The organism is [Mycoplasma] phocae (genome assembly GCF_003332325.1).
In the GTDB taxonomy this organism is placed as follows: Bacteria; Bacillota_I; Bacilli_A; order Mycoplasmatales; family Metamycoplasmataceae; genus Metamycoplasma; species Metamycoplasma phocae.
The window spans coordinates 676177-698513 of the sequence record NZ_CP029295.1 but is presented as its reverse complement, the minus strand read 5'-3'; the positions used below and the strand labels follow the sequence as shown (position 1 = coordinate 698513).

At 26.5% G+C, this 22337-nt stretch carries 19 protein-coding genes and 1 pseudogene; 10 read left to right on the top strand and 10 right to left on the bottom strand.

Going from position 1 to position 22337, the window contains the following annotated elements; genetic code table 4:
* Window positions 1-16: 16 nt before the first annotated feature.
* The 4 genes from DA803_RS02830 to DA803_RS06610 are packed head-to-tail and all read right to left on the bottom strand — an operon-like array spanning window position 17 to window position 5137.
* Window positions 17-1678, bottom strand: a complete 1662-nt coding sequence (locus DA803_RS02830) for a type 2 periplasmic-binding domain-containing protein (RefSeq protein WP_114191099.1) — start codon at window positions 1676-1678, stop codon at window positions 17-19.
* The gene (gene era, locus DA803_RS02825) at window positions 1678-2565 is read right to left on the bottom strand and encodes a GTPase Era (protein WP_114191098.1); all 888 of its coding nucleotides are present in this window, start codon (window positions 2563-2565) and stop codon (window positions 1678-1680) included. The genes DA803_RS02830 and era overlap by 1 nt, the downstream gene beginning before the upstream one ends.
* Window positions 2566-2567: 2 nt before the next feature.
* Window positions 2568-3038: an rRNA maturation RNase YbeY gene (gene ybeY, locus DA803_RS02820; RefSeq protein WP_114191097.1), complete on the bottom strand. Its 471-nt coding sequence runs from the start codon at window positions 3036-3038 to the stop codon at window positions 2568-2570.
* Window positions 3039-3094: 56 nt separating this feature from the next.
* Window positions 3095-5137, bottom strand: a complete 2043-nt coding sequence (locus tag DA803_RS06610) for an Mbov_0121 family peptidase domain-containing ABC transporter (protein WP_114191096.1) — start codon at window positions 5135-5137, stop codon at window positions 3095-3097.
* A 112-nt stretch (window positions 5138-5249) separates the two neighbouring features.
* Between DA803_RS06610 and DA803_RS06605 the strand changes: the two genes are divergently transcribed.
* The 6 genes from DA803_RS06605 to DA803_RS02785 all read left to right on the top strand — a co-directional run bounded on the left by DA803_RS06605 (window position 5250) and on the right by DA803_RS02785 (window position 10164).
* On the top strand, window positions 5250-6140 hold the full coding sequence (locus tag DA803_RS06605; protein WP_114191095.1) for a hypothetical protein: 891 nt from the start codon (window positions 5250-5252) through the stop codon (window positions 6138-6140).
* A gap of 15 nt (window positions 6141-6155) precedes the next feature.
* The gene (gene gltX / locus DA803_RS06600; RefSeq protein WP_114191094.1) at window positions 6156-7562 is read left to right on the top strand and encodes a glutamate--tRNA ligase; all 1407 of its coding nucleotides are present in this window, start codon (window positions 6156-6158) and stop codon (window positions 7560-7562) included.
* Window positions 7563-7566: 4 nt separating this feature from the next.
* On the top strand, window positions 7567-7929 hold the full coding sequence (locus tag DA803_RS02800; RefSeq protein ID WP_145960826.1) for a hypothetical protein: 363 nt from the start codon (window positions 7567-7569) through the stop codon (window positions 7927-7929).
* Window positions 7930-8005: 76 nt separating this feature from the next.
* Entirely contained in the window at window positions 8006-8662 is a 657-nt protein-coding gene (gene plsY, locus DA803_RS02795) for a glycerol-3-phosphate 1-O-acyltransferase PlsY (protein WP_114191208.1), read from the top strand.
* A 7-nt stretch (window positions 8663-8669) separates the two neighbouring features.
* Window positions 8670-9527, top strand: coding sequence for a methionyl-tRNA formyltransferase (locus DA803_RS02790; protein ID WP_277869728.1), 858 nt, complete (start codon window positions 8670-8672; stop codon window positions 9525-9527).
* Complete coding sequence (locus tag DA803_RS02785) at window positions 9517-10164, top strand: uracil-DNA glycosylase (RefSeq protein ID WP_114191091.1); 648 nt, start codon at window positions 9517-9519, stop codon at window positions 10162-10164. Before DA803_RS02790 ends, DA803_RS02785 begins: the two co-directional genes overlap by 11 nt.
* Before the next feature lie 71 nt (window positions 10165-10235).
* Here DA803_RS02785 and DA803_RS02780 read toward each other — a convergent pair whose 3' ends face one another.
* From DA803_RS02780 to DA803_RS06595, 4 genes and pseudogenes are all read right to left on the bottom strand, one after another.
* The gene (locus tag DA803_RS02780; RefSeq protein ID WP_114191090.1) at window positions 10236-11168 is read right to left on the bottom strand and encodes a hypothetical protein; all 933 of its coding nucleotides are present in this window, start codon (window positions 11166-11168) and stop codon (window positions 10236-10238) included.
* A 493-nt stretch (window positions 11169-11661) separates the two neighbouring features.
* A pseudogene (locus tag DA803_RS05350) lies at window positions 11662-12489 on the bottom strand (type II restriction endonuclease).
* 57 nt (window positions 12490-12546) lie between these two features.
* Window positions 12547-13143 carry a DNA adenine methylase gene (locus DA803_RS02770; protein WP_277869727.1) on the bottom strand — a complete coding sequence of 199 codons (597 nt, stop codon included), beginning with the start codon at window positions 13141-13143 and terminating at the stop codon, window positions 12547-12549.
* A 17-nt stretch (window positions 13144-13160) separates the two neighbouring features.
* A complete protein-coding gene (locus DA803_RS06595; RefSeq protein ID WP_277869726.1) occupies window positions 13161-13400 on the bottom strand; it encodes a DNA adenine methylase in 240 nt (79 codons plus the stop codon).
* 157 nt (window positions 13401-13557) lie between these two features.
* Between DA803_RS06595 and DA803_RS02765 the strand changes: the two genes are divergently transcribed.
* The 3 genes from DA803_RS02765 (at window position 13558) to DA803_RS06590 (ending at window position 17285) form a co-directional block, all read left to right on the top strand.
* Window positions 13558-14925, top strand: a complete 1368-nt coding sequence (locus DA803_RS02765) for a M17 family metallopeptidase (RefSeq protein ID WP_114191089.1) — start codon at window positions 13558-13560, stop codon at window positions 14923-14925.
* A 9-nt stretch (window positions 14926-14934) separates the two neighbouring features.
* Window positions 14935-16308, top strand: coding sequence for a M17 family metallopeptidase (locus DA803_RS02760; RefSeq protein ID WP_114191088.1), 1374 nt, complete (start codon window positions 14935-14937; stop codon window positions 16306-16308).
* 116 nt (window positions 16309-16424) lie between these two features.
* Window positions 16425-17285, top strand: a complete 861-nt coding sequence (locus DA803_RS06590) for an ECF transporter S component (protein WP_114191087.1) — start codon at window positions 16425-16427, stop codon at window positions 17283-17285.
* 653 nt (window positions 17286-17938) lie between these two features.
* Here the strand turns inward: DA803_RS06590 and gyrA are convergent.
* Entirely contained in the window at window positions 17939-20668 is a 2730-nt protein-coding gene (gene gyrA / locus DA803_RS06585; RefSeq protein WP_114191086.1) for a DNA gyrase subunit A, read from the bottom strand.
* A 124-nt stretch (window positions 20669-20792) separates the two neighbouring features.
* The gene (gene trmB, locus DA803_RS02745; protein ID WP_114191085.1) at window positions 20793-21404 is read right to left on the bottom strand and encodes a tRNA (guanosine(46)-N7)-methyltransferase TrmB; all 612 of its coding nucleotides are present in this window, start codon (window positions 21402-21404) and stop codon (window positions 20793-20795) included.
* 126 nt (window positions 21405-21530) lie between these two features.
* Here trmB and DA803_RS06580 point away from each other — a divergent pair, with 126 nt between their 5' ends.
* Complete coding sequence (locus DA803_RS06580) at window positions 21531-22145, top strand: DUF402 domain-containing protein (RefSeq protein WP_170120274.1); 615 nt, start codon at window positions 21531-21533, stop codon at window positions 22143-22145.
* The last annotated feature ends 192 nt before the right edge of the window (window positions 22146-22337 follow it).

Sequence of the window (22337 nt, the reverse complement as noted above, 5' to 3'; positions counted from 1 at the left end):
GTAATCCTGTCTACAACTACGATTTTGTTGTTTCATAATAATAATCTATAATGTTAGTTCTTAATCCCAAATGAATTGGTTGATAAGTTCGATAACTAGTATCTGGGTCTTGCCCAGCATTAAATATTTTAATTGCTTCTAAATTTGGTTTTTTATTTTCATCAAGAAAATATCATTCCTTTAAAAAAGCATTTGTGTATTCATAAGCTGGTGTATAGTTTATAACATCAAAATTTTCAATAAATGGTAAATTTTGACTAGCAAATGCTTCCTTGAATTCGTCATAATATTTTTTATAAAATTCTTCACTAATTTCTGAAGCATTTTTTGCAATTTTCATTTCATTATCTTTAAATAAATTTTGAGTTATATAGTTTTGACTATCTTCTTTTTTTTCACTAATTAATGAATAAACTTCTTCTAAATATAACTGTGTTATTTCATCTTGTGTGCTCACAGCATTTTTGAATAATATTTCATTTAATGTTTCAAGTAAGGCATCTAATTCATTATCATCAGTGTCGCGCGATACAATTCAGGCGTCAATGTTCATGTATGAATTTTGTGGTCTGATAAATGAAACGTGTGGATTTGGTCCTAATCTTTCAAAATTATCTTCGCCATAATAGGCGTCAAGAGCATCACCATTGTACATAATTGAAATATCAGCTTTTCCATTTTTTGGTTCAATAATTGTGCTCACTAGTTCTTGACCATCAGTTACTAATTTATTGTAATTAGAATTTTTTATACTGTGGCCTGTTCCATTTTTAACTAGGTCTAAAAATGAGTTCATAATATATTTATAATTATCTTTATCTAGATCTTTTCACAATTCACCATTTTTTTGTGATAGGTCGCCATTTTCATAGGCATAGAATTGACCTAACATCGCATTATCTTGAAATCAATTTGTTCAATAAACTCTCGGAGTTTTATATTTACTTGTTAGAGTTTTTAGAATATCAAATCAAGTCCTTTGATTATTTACATCGTCAAAAGAAACTCCTTCTTTGACATTTGTCCTATCAGTAGTTTCATTTTTTTCTTTGTCAATGTTATAAACAATCATTTTATCCAAAATAAAATAAGGAATTAGAAATTGAAAATAATTGTCAATCCCGGGTTTTCCATCGATTTCAAAGCCAATTATTTCATTTTTTTCATTGTAATAAATGAAAGGTATAAAACTTGAATATGAAATTTTATCCCAATTTTCTTGAATAATATTATCCGGATTTTTTTTCTTAATTTCCGCAATGATTCAATCGTTGAAAATATTAAAATTATTTTTTAAAATTTGTGGATAGCGAGCTAATACTTCTTCATCGTTTTTGAAATTTATCCCAAAGACTTTTGAAAAATTAATTTTTCTTAATTTTTTTTCCACTATTAATTGAGCTATTTGATAATCACTGCCAACTCCAGCAACTGCTTTTTTATTATTAATTGCTCTTGTTAGTTCATCTAAATTGGTAAAGGCATGGTATGAATATTTTTGTTTTAGGCTTGTAATAGTTTTAGTATTTAGATACGATTCATAATTGTAGATACTTACTTTAAAAGGCGATAAAACTTTAATTGATAAGATTGATACAAAAATCACAAACATAATAACTGATAAAATAGAAATCAATATTATTTTAAGTTTATGATTTATTGCTGAATATTTTTTCATTAATAGCCTAATTTAGTAATTTTATTTTCATTATCAACCCAATTCTCATTTAATTTAACTCGTATTGCTAAATATATTTTGTTGCCGAAAAGTTCTTCCATTTTCTTTCTAGAAATCATTGATATTTTTTTGATAAGTGATCCACCCTTACCAACAACGATTGCTTTTTGTGATTCTTTTTTAACATAAATGGTGGCGTTAATCACACATGTACCATTTTCATTTTTTGGTTCTCTGAATTCATCAATTTCTACAGCTATTGAGTGTGGCAGTTCTTCATATAAATTTTTAATAGCACTTTCACGAATAATTTCTTTTGCCATAAAACGAAGTGATGAATCACTTAATTGATCTTCATCATACAAAGGCTCTGAGTCATATGCAAATTTTTTAATTTCGTTAATCAAATCATTATAAGTGTTGGTGTATGTTTTACCAACTCCAAGTATTTTATTAAACCCTAAGTCTTTAAGTTGCATAGCTTTTTGACCTAATTTTTCCATATTATTTTCTAAGTCAATTTTTGATATAATGGCAATTTTATTTGTGATTTTTTCATTATTTATTTTATCAATAATGAATTTGTCACCCTTTCCAATTTCTTCGTTGGCCGGAGTAACAAATAGTAGTAAATCAGCTTCATTAAAACTAGCATATGATTTACTATTTAATTTTTCTGATATTAAATGTTCTGCTTTGTGAATTCCTGGTGTGTCAATAAAGATTAATTGATAATCATCATCATTATATATTCCACGAATTTGATCTCTTGTTGTTTGTGCTATTTTGCTAACAATTGAGAGATCATAGTTGAGCAATGTATTTAAAATAGTGCTCTTACCCACATTTGGTCTTCCAATTAAAGATACAATACAAACTTTCTTCATAATTATTCCTCGCTTTTATTATTTATTCTATTTATTTTTAATTTTTCCATGATTCTATCAACATGTGAATTCATTATCTTTGCCTCTTCTTCAGTTATATGATCGAAGCCAAAGAGGTGTGCAATACCATGGGCAAATATATAGCAGAATTCTCTTTTTAAACTGTGATTGAATTTTTTGGCTTGTTTTTTTATTTTTCAGGGGGAGATAATAATTTGTCCCAATTCTTTTTCTTCTAAGAAATCTAATTCATTATTTTCATTAAACGGAAAACTTAAAATGTCAGTTGTATAATTCTTTTGTCGATATAGATTATTTAGTTTTTTCATTTTTCATCGAGTGACAAAAAGTACGTCTACATGCAAATCTTTTTTGGATAAAAATTCGAGTTTAGCTTCTTCTAAAATCTTAGTAAATTCTTCAAGAAAATTGAACCGGTAAAAACTCCTATTTTTAAACATCAATTTATTCATATTTGTATATTATAAATAATATTTTTTTATTTGTAAAAATTAGGAAAATCTTTTTACTAAAAAATTAATTTATTATAAAGGTTTTTGATTACAAATCGATTGACATGGCTAATTTCTATAAATATACAATTATTTTGAAATTGTCTTAATTTATCGCTAATTTTTAAAAAATGTTCTTCTGAAAAGTTTTCAAATATTTCATCTAAGCAAATAATTTTATATTTATTACAAAATAGTCGCATAATTGAAATAAATTGTCTTTGGCCACTTGACAAATTTGTTCCATAGTTTTCAACTTTATATCCGAGATGTAATTTAAAAAATCTAAATATTTCTTCAAGATTATATTTTTTATATGATTCAATAAAAATTTTTACTTTATTTTCATCGTTTTGGGTGATTATATTTAACAAATTATCATTATCAAAATATTCGAGATTATTATTTAAATAAATATCATTTCTTAATTGATTGATATTTATATTTTTGGTGCTAAGTCCATTTATCATTATTTCACCAGAATCCGGAACATACAATTGTCAAAGAATTTTTAGTAATGTTGATTTCCCCGATCCATTGCTACCAATAAGATGAGTATGGTTAGTAATTTCATAATTTCAATTTTCAAATATAGGAATAGTCCCATAACTAAAATATAAATTTTCAAACTTAATATTTTTGATTTCTGAATAGCTAACTTTATTTTCTAAGTTTCTCATTTCCAAATTTAGACCAAGTAAAAAATTTAATTTTAGAATTCCAATTTTATTAATTGAAACACCACTTATTAGATTTGACATATTTTTAGTTGGAGAGTTAAGCAAAGTAAATATTGTTGATATTAATGATAAATTGGCTATGCTAATGCTTTGTTTAATAAACAGTGTGGCACCATAGTAAAGAATGAACATTTGAATTAAACTAAATAAAAAGTCATTGAAAATATTAATATTTGTATCAATTTTAAAAATTAATAACTGCAGTTCTTGGGAATTGTTAAGTATTTTTCTAAATTCTTGATATTTTCATAATATATATTTTTCATTATTTCGATTATTTCAGTTAAGAAACACATTATTAAGATTTTGAATTTGTTGAATTTTGTTTACTAATAATTTACTGTAATTATTTTTTATTTTTTGAAAGCAAAATAATGATATGAAAAAAGTAATTAAACAATATGTAAGTGAAATGTATAAAATTACTCGATTTAAAATTCCTAATATAATACTTGATGATACAAAAATAATAATATTGTTTAGCGAAAAGATAATTAGATTTGTTTTATACTGCGCGATTTGCGGAATTAAATTAATGGTGGATAAAAATTCGTTTTGATTTATTTTATCTAGTTGTATTTGTGATGCTTTACTAATATGTTGATGTAATTTATCATAAATATTTTTTTCATAAGTTGAACTAATTCTGAATTTCATAATGCTATTCATTCAACTTAGTAGAAACCGCAATACTAGAATTCAAATAAAAATAATAAATATTATTAAAAATTTATTTTGTTGTTTTCCACTAAAAAGAGCTTCGAAAATGTATTTTGAATAAAAACTTCCAATAAAGGCCAATATTTGAATTAATATTGATAGTAAAAAAATAGTAATTCATTTTTGATATTCATATTTGATTGGTAATGAATAGCTTTGTTTGGGTATTAATTTTTTTTGAAATAAACTATCATCTTCATTTCTTTTTATTATGATAATAAAATTATTATAGTATTGCTCAAATTCATTATTTTCTAAGAAATATCTACCCTTAACTGAATCATTAATCCAAAATCCTTTTTTAGATTTATTCTCAATTATGACATAATGTTGCCCTTGTTCTAAATTTAGAATAGTGGCGTATTCTTCATTCATTTTAAGTTTAAGTAATGAACAAAAATCACCTTCTAAAATGTCTACCTTAAGTCCGATTTTTTGACCTAATTCTTTAAACGAAAATAATGAAATTCCATTTTCATTGTATCTCGCATTAACTTTTAAATAATTTATATCGCATGTTTTTTCATAGTATTTTTTGAAAAAGGCCTGTAACACATAAATTCCACAATCTTTTATATCAATTTGTTTTCCGATTCACATACTTAAATTTTTTATGATAATGATTTTTTTTCTGCATATTTAATAAAAAAATAAGAAAACCTTTAAAAGTAGCTTCATGTGAACAACAAAAAATTAGGTATAATTCTATAATATGAATAAAAAACAAAAAAACCGTAAATTTAAATTAGGGATTGCATTAACACCGGCGTTTATTTCTATTCCTCTAATTTTAGCAAGCTGCGAAGTTGGACGTCCTGCTATTAAACTTAATCAAGAATCACTTGATTTATTTGAAAAACAAGGATATCACGTCAAAGGTTCAGCTTCGTCATTTAATTCTTTCAACTATCGAACCAGTAACCCCATTCATAAAGATGATAAATTCTATCAATTAAGAAAATTTAAGTATGATAATGATGGAAAACCAATTTATCGATATGAACCAGGAAAAAAACGTAATGATGACAAGCCACAACTTTATGAGATTGAATTAGATAGTAAAAGTGAACCAATTCGTGAAGTTGATGGTAGCTTTATATACAAATTATCAAATAAAGGACTTCCAATACCAACTGAAGATGAAAAATTGGGAAAACCAATTCATGATTTTGATGTTAATAATAGTTTTGAAGAAGGTCACAAATATAAACTCAAAGATAACTTTAATTTTTTAGAATTAGATAATTTGTCAACAAGATATGATTATCGTATATTTTCATTCACGTGAGCAGAATTCGAGCATTTTTTTCCATATGCTTCTTCTTACCGCAGCTACAGTAAACATAGCAATAATCCCAAGGCACTTTTCTTAGTTTTATATTGAATTTTAAAAACTAATGAAGCTGCTCCAAATGCAAGAAAGGAAATAACTGATCCGTCAACTTTAGGATTAATTCGTCAATCAAATGGTCGTGGTTATCCTTCTAATTATCCACCCGAAGAAGCTCCATTGCCATATTTTCCCGGAATCATTTCTGGGCGTAGTAATTATTTTTGAAAAGATGCCACTGATCCAATTGTTGTAATTTTTGAAGATAGTTAATAAAATGAGGTACCTATGAAAAAAAATAATAGAATAAGAACAAGATATGCACCTAGTCCAACTGGATATTTACATATAGGTGGTGCTAGAACAGCACTATTTAATTATTTATTTGCCAAACACTTTGGTGGTGATTTTGTCTTTAGATTAGAAGATACTGATGTTTCTAGAAATGTTGAAGGTGGCGAGGCTAGTCAACTTAATAATTTAGCATGACTCGGCATTATTCCAGATGAAAGCCCTCTTCAGCCAAATCCAAAATATGGAGCATATCGTCAAAGTGAAAAGCTAGCAATTTATCATAATATGGCCAACCAATTAATTGAAAATAATCTCGCTTATAAAGCCTATGATAGTGCTGAAGAGCTTCAACAACAACGTCAGGAATCAGAAGATGCTAAAATTGCTTCATTTCGTTACGATCCCAATTGATTAAAAATTTCTAATGAAGAAAAAGTGCGAAGAGATGCTAATAAAGAATACTCAATTCGTTTAAGACTTCCTAAAAACACTATTTATAAATGAAATGATTTAGTTCGCGATGAAATTGCTGTTAATAGTGATGATATTGGTGATTTTGTTATTATTAAAAGTGATGGTTATCCCACTTATAATTTCGCTGTTGTAATTGATGATCATCAAATGGAAATTTCACACGTTTTAAGAGGCGAAGAGCACATAACTAATACTCCAAAACAAATCGCCATCTATCAGGCCTTTAATTGAGAGATGCCTCAATTTGGACACTTAACAATTATTACTAATATGGAAGGTAAAAAATTATCAAAACGTGACAATAGCGTTAAACAATTCATTGAAGATTATAAAAATGAAGGATATCGTCCAGATGCTATCTTTAATTTTTTAATGTTGCTTGGTTGAACAGCAGCTGACAAAACTGAAGTAATGAATAAAACTGAGGCTATTGAAAAATTTGATCCAACTAGATTGAGTAAAAGTCCTTCAAAATTTGATATTGTAAAAATGGAATGGTTCTCAAAACAATATATGAAAAATGTGACAAATGAGGAACTAATTTCACTTATTAAGTCACCAAAAGATAAAGCTTGAAATGAAATTTTTGTAGAAACATATAAACAATCTGCGGCAACACTTTTAGAATTAAAAAATAATTTAAAAATTTATTTAGAACCTAAAAATTCATATGAAATTAATATTCAGTCGCTTGAAGTTATAAAAGTTTTTTACAATTTACTAAGTTCATTATCATTTACTATTGATAACATCCAAATGGCTATTAATAAAACAAAAGATATTTGTAATGTTAAAGGTAAAGATTTGTTTATGCCAATTCGAAAGGCAACAACTTTCGAAGAGCATGGCCCTGAACTTGCTAAAGCAATATATTTATTTGGTGAAGAATTAGTAATGAAGAGATTAAAAGATGCAATTAAAATATAGATTAATGACTAAATCTCTTAATGGCGATGATGAAATTGAAAATGTTTTTGAAACTGAATATGTTGACTATACTGAAAAAACTGAAGACGAATTTATTGTTATTAATTTTACCGATGAAAAAAATTTTAGTTGTGAAGCTAAAATTTCTCATTCAAATATTCACTTGGCATATGCAGCACAAAAACTTTATTTAAGAAAACATCGAAGAATTCCAAATAAACTCATGCTTAATGAAAATGAAGGAGTGGATTTAGATTTTTATTTAAAGGATGTTCAGATTTCTTCGAATTTAATTAGTTTCTCTTATGATATTTTATCTAACGGCGAAATTCTTGCTGAAAATCAAGCAGAAATGCTAATTAAATAGACAAAACCCTTGAATTTTATAAAAATAATAATTGCTTTTCTTGAAAAAAGCAATTTTTTAATATATGATTTTTTCTATGTTTAAAATAAATTATATTTCAATAAACCTGACATTTTTATTAATTGGATATTTAGTTGGATCGATTAGTTTTGGAATTATAATTTCAAAATTAAAGGGGAAAGATTTAAGAAAAGAAGGATCAAATAACGCGGGTGCAACAAACGCTATGCGAGTAATGGGATTAAAATTTGGGGCTTTAGTTTTTATCTTAGATTTTTTAAAAAGTTATCTTGTAATTATGCTTGCATTTACTCTCAAAGCATTGACTAAAAATATTTATATTATTCCAATGATTGCTGGCCTTGGAGCAGTTATTGGTCATATTTTTCCAATTTTTCATAATCTTAAGGGTGGTAAGGGAGTATCGTGTTTTATTGGCATGATTTTTGCCTTTGATTTTATGATTTTTACAATCTATGCCATGGTATTTGTTTTTATTGTTTTAGTCTCAAAATACGTTTCTTTAGCATCTACAATAACATCAGCAACTGTTCCATTTTTAGGTTTTGTTCCTTCAATATATTCAAATTCGACCCTATCTTTTTTGCAAGAAAATACAATTTATCCAATCCACACGATAATTTTAATTATTGCTTCAATCGCTATTGTAATTAAACATATTCCTAATTACATTAGATTATTCAACCATAAAGAAAATAAACTTAAGTTATAATTTTAATATGATGAATAAAATAAGATTAGTTTTAGCAGGTACGGGCAAGTTTTCTACCAAAGTTTTTAGAAGTTTAATTAATAATAAGAACTTTGAAATAATTTGTCTAATTAGTCAACCTAATAAAAAAACAGATAGAAATAAAAAACCAATTATTACAGAAGTTGCAAAATTAGCTCAAGAATTTAATATTACTCTATATCAACCTAATAAAATCGGTGAAATTCTCGACAACCTTAAACAAGTGGAATTTGATTTCTTTATAACCGCAGCTTTTGGTCAATTTATTCCCGATAGTATTTTAAGCTTACCAAAATGTTTGCCGCTAAATGTTCATGGGAGTCTTTTAGAAAAATATCGTGGCGCATCACCAATTCAATATGCACTATTAAATGATGATAAAATTACTGGAATAACATTGATTGAAATGGTGTCTAAAATGGATGCTGGTGATATGCTAAAAAAAGCATCGATTGAAATTAAAGAAACTGACACTGCCTTAGAATTATTTGATAAATTAGCAGATATTACTGTTGCTAATATTGATCAGTGATTAATTGAAATTTTTAATGGCAATTTTACAAGAGAAATTCAAGATGAAACAAAAGTTACACTTGCTCCTAAAATTCAAAACGAGGACGCCGAACTATTTAACCATAACAGTCGTCAAGAGGCTTTAAATAAAATTAGAGCATTTAATGATCAACCTGGTGCTTTCATTATGTATAATAACAAGCGTCTAAAAATTTATCGTGCTTCAAAAGAAAAAATTAAAACACCTCTTGCCATTGACTTTCAAGATGGCAAATTATATTTATTAGAATATCAGTTTGAAGGCAAAAAGAAAGTCACACATGAAGTTTAACTTTGTTGATTTTTTTAATCGTCAAAAAACCCAAGATTATTTTAAAAAAATAATTAAACATTTAACAAATAGCAAGAATATTACCCCAGCAAAAAAGCATATTTTTTTTGCGATGAAGAATTTTGATTTTGATAATTTGAAGGTAATTATTATTGGTCAAGATCCTTATCCTGGTAAAGATGTTGCTGATGGACTTTGCTTTTCTTCTAATGAACAAAAAACTCCTGCGTCTTTGATGAATATTTTTAAGGAAATTAAAAATTCATACCCAAAATGTAGTTTTAAATCTAATAATCTATATTATTGAAAAGATCAAGGAGTATTATTACTTAATAGTATTTTAACAAATGAAATCGGTAAAACATTAGCCCATAAAAATATTGGTTGGGAGATATTTACTTTAAATCTACTATCAGAACTTAATCAAACCTACAGTCAAATAATTTATTTGGTATTAGGAAACTATGCTAAAAATTTTATTAAAAATCTTGATCTCAATAATCAAATTATTTTTTCCACTTCTCATCCTTCACCACTTGGTGTACATGCCGGTTTCAGTGGTTCAAAAATTTTTGAGAAAATTAATAAAAAATTACAAGAACTTAATAAAATTCCAATCGATTGGTCAACTCAGTAAGTTATTTATGCAAAATTAAATATTAAAAAAATCAATTCACCATTTAAGTTGTGTGAATGATTTTTATTTATTTATAAATCTATCTGATATTTTAAACTTTCATCGCCTTCGTTTATTTTAAAGTTTTCTTTATTCTTAGCATAGGAAACATATTTTTCTAAATCAAAACCCGGAACTCAATAATATTTTTTTCCGTTAGCACTAGTTACTTTTGCTCCTAAAAAATGAATTTTTAATTCTTTGTTTGTTCCAAGTTTACGAAATGGAGCTGTGTAGGTTTTCATATTTTCAGTAATTTTTACCTTTTTTCCAATACTAATAAGTCTTTTATTTTCCTTTTGGTTAACTATATAAAGAATAATTTGTATTTCATCACCTTCAATTAATTCCCTATTTTTAAAATTAAATATAAATTTTTTATCGTTGACTTTTATATTTTGTAGTGTAATAGATTCTTTGGCATCTTCTTTAATTTTATTTATTTTTTCTTGATTATCAGCTTCTTTTAATTGACTTTCATAGTCCTTTAATGAATAATTATCTGCTAAGTATTTCTTAAGTTCTTCAATTTTGTCATCAAATGCTTTAATTTCTTTCTTAATTTTGTACATATCTCCGAATGATGTGACAGCTTCTGTTTCGCTTTTTAATTTTTTTGATAAATTACTTTTGTTAAGACTTGAAATTAAATTTTCATATTCAGAAGAATAATAATTTAAAATCTTTTTAACATCTGAATTTTCATTCATATTTTTAATTAATTCAACAAATTCATTGTATTTTTCTTCATTTTCACCCTTTAGCGGCTTGATAAAGTTATTTAGAGCTAATTTTACTAACTCCTTATTTTTGTTAAAATATTCAGGATTTTCTAAAATTTGTCTTGTTTCAGGAGCAGATTCCGTCGATTTTGCTTTATTATCAGTACATGATGCAGCTATTAAAGGTAGTGCAAAAGTAGCTAAAGGCAACATAGCTAGTCATTTATTTCTTTTGATTTTCATATTTATTCCTTATTTTTATTATGATTTTTATTCAAAAATTAAGTAAATTTAATTTTCATTTGTATTATTTAAATAGTATTTTATTGGAATAAAATTGATATTGTTCTTATTTTAAGAGTAAATTCGAATTATAATTTTTACGAATAAAAATTATAATAAATAATTTAAAATATTTTATATTTTTGGATCAAAATCCCCTTATTTTAATAAAAAAAATAACTTCGCATTAAAAAAGTTACTTTTTTATTAAAAATATAATCTAGTTAGTAAAATAAATTTATGTAAATTTCAATAAATTCTTTGAATTTTTCAAGGAATTTACAAATATAAAATAATTAACCTTAAATTTTATAATAATAGACTTATAGTATTTTGATACTATTTTTTTAAATTAATGGCATATAAGAATTAAAAGAATATATTATGAGATTTGTGCTAATAGATTTTTATTAAGTAATTGTAAATTATATTTCTAAATAGTATTTTAGTATTTTTATTTTTTAAAATATTTATCAAATATCCCGTTTTTAAGATCTATAAAATTAACCAAATCATTTAAACTGTCATAAGTTTCTCTTAAATTATTTCTAGCGGTTTTTCAGCCCATACCATCGGTTATTCAAATAAATTTGAAATTAGGAATGTTTTGAGTTTCAATTGCTAATTGTTTATAACTTCGTGCAATTTCGTTTAATTTAGAGCCACCCGCTCTAAAAAAATTCACTTCAATGGCAAAAATGTTGTTGTTTCTTTTAACTACAAAATCAAATTTTTTGTTAGCAATATTGTTATTTGATATTTGACTTAGATTTATTTTAAATTTATCCTAAATTTCTGAAGTTGTCATCTGTTTAAAATAATCTACATTTTCAATTAAATCAATTGAATTCAAATAAGACTCAACAAAATCTTCTGCAATTTTTCCATTACGATTTTTTCTAGCATTAGAGTCAAGGCCAACTTCGACGCCTAAAAGATAGTCAAATATGCTATTGAATAGTTTATTTTGAATTAAATCAAATAAACCGGAAATTTTCATAAATCTTACATATTCATCAATACTGTTAGTTAATGAATCAAAATCATATACTATATTTTCACTATTTTCATAGCTTTGAATTTGATTCATTCTTGTTGCTAAAAGAAAAGGAATTACTTTTAAAATTTTGGGGTTATAACTAATTAATTTTCTGAAAGAATTTTCAATATCTTTATCACCAATTAGTTTGTTTAAAATTAAAATTTCTTCTTTAAATTTATTAACGTTTTCAAATGATTTTCTAAAATCAGAAAATTCTGAAATTGGTGTTAAATTGTTCATAAATGTTGAAATTCACTTATTAAAATCTCTTTTTTCACTTTTCATAATATTTTAGGTTTAATAATTTGTTATTATAACCTCTTCTACTTCTCCTCTATTTTTAGAATTTGAACTTATTAATCTTTTTACATTAACAACATAAATATTAAAATCTTTATATAATTCTCTTATGAATTTAGTATTATGATTACTTAGCATAACATAAGCTCCTTTGTTAGATAGCCTTTTATATGTCTTAAATAATCTTTCTTGCTCTTGTCGGTCAAAATTATTTTGTGAATACGAAGTAAAATTTTTTTGGTTTTCAAATGAGTCATATGGTGGATCAAAATACACAAAATCTCCCTTTTTAACTCTGCTAACAGCTTTTTGAAAATCATTATTTGTTATACTAATTTTATTTTTTTTCAAAAATTTATGGACATTTGTAATATTGTCTAAATCTATAATTCTAATAGTTTGATTTTTGTTTTCCGGAACATTAAAATAACCACTTGAATTAACTCGATAAAGTCCATTAAAACATGCTTTATTTAAATACAAAATTCTTGCTGCTCGCTCGACTATTGATAAATTATCAAATTTAGGATCTCTATCCATATTTCTAACTTTATAATAATAATCTGAATTATGGTTTTCTTGATGTTCTTTCACCTTAACTAATAATTTATTTAGTAAACTTTTTTTCTAATTACTTGATATAAGTAAATTAATTCCTTATTATTATCATTTATATAAGCTTTATGTGGTTGGATGCTAAATAAAACTGCGCCACCACCAACAAATGGTTCATAATAATTATTAAATTTTTCAGGCATATATTTTTTAATTTCATTTAGTAACTGTTTTTTTCCGCCTGCTCATTTTACAAACGGCAACAATTTATTTTTTTCGGGAATTTCAAGTTTCATTAAATTATTATATAATGATTTTAGGCTGCGTTTAATATAATATTAAACTTTTCATTTGCATTATCTTGATAATTGATATTTTAAAATTATTTATAAGTTTATAATTAATGTATTGTTTATTTATTAACTAAAAATAGAATACATAAGAAAGGATTTTATGATTTTAGATTACGAAACAAAACGTAATAAATCAATGTTGCTAAAGGCAGCATATGAAGGTATGAAATTGCCTGATTACGTTGCTAAAAAAGCAAATTATATTACTGAAAATTTTGATGAAAATATTGCATATATTTTTATTTCAAAAGATGTAAAAAATTACTATGACTTTTTAAAAGTTGTGGACGCAATTTCAATGGCCAAAAGAAGAAATTATCAAATTGATATTGCATCATTTAACCGTGAAGGATTTTTGAGTGTTGAAGAAATTTTTCGAGCTTTTGTATCGAGAATTTCTTTCAATGAAGCTGAACTTTATTCTGCTAAAGAGTCAAGTAAGAAAAAAGAAGCAAAAGAACAAATTTCTTTATATTTTGAAGATAAATCGCACGCAAAATTTGTTAAGCGTTTAGCTGTCATTGCTGCCGCTGTAAATAAAGCGAGAGATCTACAAATTACACCACCAAATATTGCCAATAGTCAATACATTGCTCAGTTTATCAAAAAAGACTTTGCTAATGTTGATTCAATTAGCATTAAAGTATTAGGAAAACCTGAAATTGAAAAATTAGGAATGGGCTTAATGCTTGCAGTAAATGCCGGTAGTTCACATCAACCAAGAGTGGTCGTAATTGAGTACAACGGAAATCCATCAAGCAAAGAAAAATTTGTTTATGTTGGTAAGGGAATTACTTTTGATACAGGTGGATATAATACCAAAGGATATCACATGGAAAATATGAAATTTGACATGTCAGGATCAGTAATTTGTGCTTATGCAGTTAAAGCAGCAGCTGAACTTAAAATTAAAGCTAATGTAGCAGCAGTAATGATGTTAACAGATAATGCTATTGACACACATCCAACTATGCCAGAATCTGTTGTTAAATCAATGAGTGGAAAAACTGTTGAAATTATTGATACTGATGCTGAAGGTAGATTAGTGCTAGCTGATGGTTTATACTATGGTGCTAAAAAATTAGGTGCATCACTTCTTGTAGATGTCGCAACATTAACTGGAACTATGCTAAGAGCGCTGGGAAAAACTTTTTCAGGAATTTATGCAACATGTGATAAAAGATGAAGTCAATTTCTTTCAGCGGCAAATGAAGCTCATGAGAAAGTATGAAGAATGCCATTACATGAAGATTTTCATAAACCAAATAAAAAATCGCTTGTCGCAGATTTGAATAATTATAATAGTGCTGAAAAATCAGACTGTAATACTGCTGCAATGTTTTTAAAAGAATTTACTAATAAAGTTGATTTTATTCATTGTGATGTTGCTGGAACAGCTGATAGTAACGGTATGGGAATGGGAGTTTTAATCTCAACTCTAGTGGAATTAGCAGAAGGTCAAAAATAGGAGTATAGTATGGAATTAATAAAAAAATTAGAAACTAAAAGAAATGATGCCTTTTTACTAAGAGCTGCTTACAAGGGCAATAGTATTATTGAAAATTTAGTTGAAAAAGAAAATAAAATTACTGAATTCATTTCAAAAAAAATCGCATATATTTATTTAGGTGACGCTGAAAATGTTGATTATGAAAAAATTTATGATTTAGCAGTGATGTTAGGTTTAGATACTCCAAGAAGTTATCAAATTGATTTGGCTTCATTTGTTGTTGAAGGCAAACTGGATTTAACTTCAATAATTGATGCTTTTACAAAAGGTATTAATTTTTCTGCCGCTAAGCTATATAACAAAAAAACATTTACAAAAAAACCTAATGATAATCAAATAAGTTTATTTGTTGAACAACCAACCAATGCAGCGCTTTTAGCATTTAATAAAGCTGCTATTATAATTGATGCTCAAAATTGAGCAAGAAACTTAGGTGTTACTCCACCAAATGAACTAAATTCAGAACAACTAGCTGAAATTGTTGTTAATGATTTTAAAAAATATAAAAACTTATCAATTAAAGTTTTAAATAAAAAAGAAATTGAAAAATTGGGTATGGGATTACTTTTATCAGTTAATCGCGGATCAATGTTTGAACCAAGAGTGGTCGTAATTGAATACAACGGTGATCCTTCAAGTAAAGAAAAAACTGTTTATGTTGGTAAAGGAATCACATTTGACTCTGGTGGATATAATATCAAAACTGGACGTAATATGTTAGGAATGAAATATGATATGTCAGGTTCTGCAATTGTTGCTGGCGCACTTAAAGCAATCGCACAATTAGGTCCTAAAACTAATGTTTCAGCCGTAATGTGTATTACTGATAACCGTGTTAATGGTGATGCTTCATTACCTGATTCAGTTTGAACTTCAATGAGTGGAAAAACTGTTGAAATTAACAACACTGACGCTGAGGGGCGTTTAGTTATGGCAGATGGTTTATACTATGCCGCTAATAACCTTAATGCTACTAAATTGCTTGATGTAGCAACATTAACTGGTGCAATGGTTTCAGCATTGGGAGAAACTTATACTGGGGTTTGGGCAACATCTGACTCGGCATGAGAAAAAATTGATGCTGCCGCTAAAAAGCAACATGAATTAATTTGAAGAATGCCATTTGATGATGACTATGAACAATTCATGAAAGGTTCAATTGTTGCGGATTTAAAAAATACTGACTATTCAGGCAATGCTGGATCATGTTCGGCTGCGATGTTTTTGAAAGAATTTACTAAAGATTTAGAGTATATTCATTTAGATGTTGCCGGCACAAATGATATTGATGAAAAACCAATGTTTGCCATGGTAAAAACCTTAATCGAATTGGCAATTTAAATAATTTAAGATAAATTCAATTTACTACAATAGATTGAATTTATTTTTTTAATTATATTTATTATATAATTTAAATTTGTTATGTAAAAAATATTAATAGTAGAAAGGGGATGAAGATGGTCGTATTATTTCAAAATATTATAAGAAAATTTAAGACTAAATCATATCGATTTTCAATCTACGAAGTAGCACTATTTGGTTTAATGCTTGCGTTATTTATTATGGGAACTTTACTTGAACAATACGTTTTTATTGGTAAATTTCGGATTAGTGTTACTTATCCTATTTTTATTGTATTTGGATTATCATTAGGTCCATGAAGAGGGGCATTTCTTGGAATTTTATGTAATACAATAACTGCATCCATTAATGGAATTGGTACTTGAATGATTGAATATGCAATTATTCCACCATTAATCGCATTTATTAGTGGATGATTTACTCGAATGTTTTTTTTGAATAATAAATATACCTGATGATCTGGCTTTATTTTTATATCACTGGCAATCATTTTATTTATTACTATCTTTTCATTTTATCAAAATATTATAATAGATGAATCAGATAAACGAATAACAAGATTATGACCAATTAAGACTGTCTTGGGGATCGGTAGTGGCGGCCTCTTATTTATTTTAATAGGCTCAATATTATTAGGTGTTAAGAATGCTAGAACAAGAAATTTTAAAACTAAATTAAACACTACTTTATTATTTGCAATTTTATTAATTGTTACCTTTGTTTTAATTATGTCGCGTTGACTATGAGGTCCTTTCGCCTTTATTAATTACTATAATCGTTTCAGAAATGGGAATTGGAAATACGAGGATTATTATTTATTAATTATGATTCCAATTATTATAAAAAGTTTTATTGAAATACCAATTTATGCATTAATAATTTTTGCTATATATCCAATTATTGTTATGATTAGACAAAAAATCCACTTCCACAGAAATCTAAATTACTTAAATTAAAAATTAAAAAACATCAAGCTAATAAATAAACTTGGTGTTTTTTAAAATCTATGGTTTCATTGAAAAATTTATTGATTTACTTAATAGTTAACTTAGAATTTAGAAATTTTTTTAGGAATTTGAGAAATTGCCAAGATCAAATATATATAATTTTTTCAGTATGTAGTGAATTTAAAAAATAAAATAAACTAAAAATATGATAGATAACTTCCCTATCATATTTTTTTACTTTGCTCAAAAAAAGTATAGTACTAAAAGACCTATTTTAAAATAATTAGACATCAAAATTATACTATTTTTTAATGACTATAAATAAAATTTTGGAGTGTGACACGATTTTTTATGAGATTTTTTTGTACTTTGAGATTAATATTTATTAGTAAAAGTAATCTAAAGAAAGATATTAAAATTTTTTATATTATGCAAAACCATTTACTTTTATTTTTTATTAGAATCATTTTAAAATTATTTGTCTTTTAATTATTAAATTTAAATAAATATATTGATAAATTTATTCAAAATAGTTTTTTAAATATTGATGTTTTAAAATATAAATATTAAATTTAATTAAGTTTATTAAAAAATACAAGTCATGATTTTACTTGTATTTTAACGTCATTATATTTAGTTTTATCAACTTAGTATAATTAAAATTATTCTATGTTGTTATCTTCTGATTTAAGATTTTCATCTAAACTAATTTCTTTTGTCATTTCTAAAAATTCAGTATTAGTTAATTCACGGTCTTCTGTCATATCATCTTCATCAAAGATTTTCGCTATGCCGACAATTCTTGTATTTCTACCTTTAAGATTTACAAGTTTTACACCTTTTGAATTTCTACCAACTATTGCAACATCTTTTAGTGAAAAGCGTATTGATATTCCATCATTTGTAATAATAATGAGATCTTCATTTCCGTGTACACAAGCTGCATAAACTAAATTGCCAGCTTTGTTTCCATTTAAGGCGATTACCCCATGTGAGTTACGTCTAGTTTTTCTAAAGTTTGAAGCTAGGGTTAATTTTCCAAAACCATTTTCTCCCATACTGAAAACATATTTACCTTCAAGAGAGCTTGAAATTGATACAACTCGTTCGTTGTCTCCTAATTTAATTCCGCCAACTCCATGAGCGGTTCTTCCCATATTTCTTATCTCTTCAGAATTGAAACGATTTACCCGAGAATTATTAGCGGCGATAAATATTTCTTCTTCACTATTAACGATAATGGTATCAACTAGTTCATCATCTTCATTAATTCTTAAAGCTATTTTTCCATTACGGTTGATATTTCTATATTCAAAAATACTGGTTTTTTTAATTGTTCCTTGTTTAGAAATAGTAACAAGAAATTCATTGTCTAAGTATTCTTTAATGGAAATAATTTTAACAATTTGCTCTTCTTTTTGAATAGCAGGAATTATATTAACAATTGGAGTTCCCTTAGATTGTTTTGATCCACTCGGGATTTCATGACCCCTAATTTTATAAACTTTGGCTTTATTTGTAAATATTAATAAATCGGCGTGAGTGTTAGCTGAAATAATATCGCGGATATCATCATCTTGGTAAGTTTTACCAGTAGTTACGCCAATTCCACCACGTTTTTGTTCACGATATTCATCAATATCTAATCTCTTAATATAGTTATTAGTTGATATGGTAATAATAATATTTTTTTGTGGAATTAAATCCTCGTTATTAATATTACTCATTTCACTTCAATTAATTTCGCTCTTACGTTTATCTCCATAAGCATTTTTAACATCTTGTAATTCTTTTATTATTAACTCGATTAATAAATCATAGTTAGCTAAAATTCTTTGATATTCTAAAATTCTTTGTTGAACTTGTGCTAATTCTTCATTCATTTTATCAATTGCTAATCCAGTTAGTCTACCTAATCTCATTTCAACAATTGCTTTTGTTTGGATTTCAGTTAGGTTAAGTTCTTTGCCAAGAGTTGCTTGAGCTTCAGCATCTGTTTTTGAAGATCTAATAATTTTAATAACACGATCAATATTTTCGACACAAATTTTTAACCCTTCTAGAATGTGAGCTCTTGCTAAATCTTTTTCTAAATCAAAGTTTAATCTTCTAGTAGTTACTTCTATTTGGTGTTGTAAATAAATTTCTAAACATTCTTTTAAATTAAGAAGTTTAGGTTCATTTCTAACTAAGGCAATCATATTAAATGAAAAATTAGTTTGTAATCTAGTTAGTTTAAATAATTTGTTTAAAATAACCTCAGGAACAAATCCTTTTTTAACTTCAATTACCATTCTAATTCCATCACGGTTAGATTCATCTCTAAATTCGCCAATACCTTCAATTTTTTTCTCTTTAACAAGTTCAGCAATTTTTTCCATGATTTCAGTTTTCTTAACTTCATATGGAATTTCATTAACAATAATTTTGCTTTTGCCATTATTTTGTTCTTGAATATGTGCTTTAGCTCTCATAGTAATTGAGCCACGGCCGGTTTTATATGCTTCGATTAGTCCTTGTCGATTAAAAATTAAGCCACCCGTTGGAAAATCTGGTGCAAGCACATATTCCATTAATTCATCTACAGTTATTTCTGAATTTTTAGCCAAAGCACAAACTGCGTCAATTACTTCACCTAAATTATGTGGAGGAATATTTGTTGCCATACCCACGGCAATTCCGCTTGTTCCGGATATCAGCAGATTAGGAAATTTAGCCGGTAGTACTGTTGGCTCTTTTTCTGTTCCATCATAGTTATCAATGAAATCAACAGTATTTTTTTTAAGTCCATCAACCATTGCGCTAGCTATTTTACTCATCCGAGCTTCAGTATAACGCATGGCAGCTGCTTCATCACCATCAATTGATCCAAAGTTACCATGACCATCAATTAGTGGATAGCGAAGTGAAAATTCTTGTGCCATTCTAACCATTGCTTCATAAACTGAAGAATCACCATGTGGGTGATACTTACCTAAAACATCCCCGACAATTCTCGCTGATTTTTTATGTGGCGCTGTATGAAACATACCAAGCTCACTCATTCCATATAATATTCTACGGTGAACTGGTTTTAGTCCATCACGAGCATCAGGAAGTGCTCGCGCAACAATAACACTCATCGCATATTCGATGAATGAATTTTTCATAACTTTAACTAAATTTGCTGGCTTTAGTCCATCTTTTTCATTATCTAAAATTTGTGAACTAACGGTGTATCCTTCTTTATTTTGTGGGATGTCTTCTTCTTCATCATCCTCTTCTTCAATGTTATCGTGAAACACTTTTTTTACTTTATCTTCATTGTCATCACTGTAATATTCTCTATAAATATCATCCTCATCGCCATTATTATTTTTTTTCATTTCTTCTTCATCATTTGAGTTAATCATAGGTTGCCTTTCATTTTTTGGTTAATAGCATTATTTAATTACTATTATATCAAAAATATTATTCATTATTTTTAACCAACATTTTGACACTTTGCTTTTAAGTGATAATGTTTTCTCTAAATTTCTATTTTTGAAAACTAAATGCAATAAATTTAATTGCCTTACCTTCATTATAAAATTTTCTTTCATAATCAGTAAAACAATTTTCAATATTAAAATCACAATTATGAAAATCTTCAGATTTGTAGATAATTTTAGCTTGATACTCAGCTAATTCTTCTAGAGCATAATTGTATAATCCTTCGTTATCACTTTTGAAATAAATTACACCATCTTCTGCCAAAAGTTTTTCATATTGTTTTAAAAAATCACGATATACAAGTCTTCTTTTAAAGTGTCTTTTCTTTGGTCAAGGATCAGAAAATGTTAATCATATTGTTTTAAATTTACCATTAAAATATTTCTCTAATTCGATAGCATCAGCTACCAAAATGTACATATTATTTAGTTGCAATTCATTAATTTTTTTTATTGCGCTCATAGCTGGAGTTGAGTATTTTTCTAAACCAATATATGTTATATTAGGATGATTTTTGGCAAGCTCTGATAGCATACTGCCTTTTCCCATTCCAATTTCAAGAACTGTTTCATTGCTTATAGTATAAGGTAATTCTTGTATTGAAAATTTGCTGTTTTTAATAATTTCTTCAGCATTTTTATTAAATCTAAGTCTCATATATATAATAATATATTTTTTATTGCTTTCTTTGATATTATTTATCATAGTTAAGTTATTTTTTTGATAATTTAATTACTAATGTTTTACTAATGTTAATGAATTTATGGATAAAGATGGAGTTTTATGGAAGAAAATGAAATTACTAGCTTTAATGACCTTTTAAAAGACTTGCCCCAATCAAAGAAAGAAAATGAATTTTGCAAACGTCAATTGTTTGAAATGGGGCAAATTACTTCGATAAAGGCATTTAAGTACGACGGGACATTATACCGTCAATATGAGGGTGCAAAAATTGTTGCTAATTTAGATGACTTCGTGGTTATTTTGTTAATTAAAAGCAAAGTGGCAGAAGATAATATTAGTTGAGTTGTTTCTGATCCGATTTTATTTTTCTTTGCTAAAAATCGCTTTTATAATGCCGTTGTCACCTTAAATAAGAAAAAAGATAATTATATATATATTAATCTAGCAAGTCCTTTTTATATTGAAGATGGAATTGTTAAGTACATCGATTTTGATATTGATATTAAAAGTTATGTAGATAAAGATTTTAATGTTGTGGATTGACAGGATTTTAAGAAATCCATTACCGAGTATAAATATCCACTTAAACTAATATATCGAATATATGACGAACTTGATTTTCTTCAGGAACAACACTATGCTAAAAGCGGAATTTTTTCAAAGAAGCTAATTGATAATATTACGAGAATGTTAATTGAATCTGGCGATATTTAAAAATATAAATAAAAGGGTTTTTATTTTACTAACCAAGGTGAAATAATTTAAATGCCTTCCACATTGTGTAAAAACACAGTGTGGATTTTTATAATCTATTTTTTTGTATTATTTCTAAATTGTTGTATTTTATGAAATTAATATTTTCTGCCGCAGATTCACAAGTAAATATTTTGAGTCGCTATTTTCTAA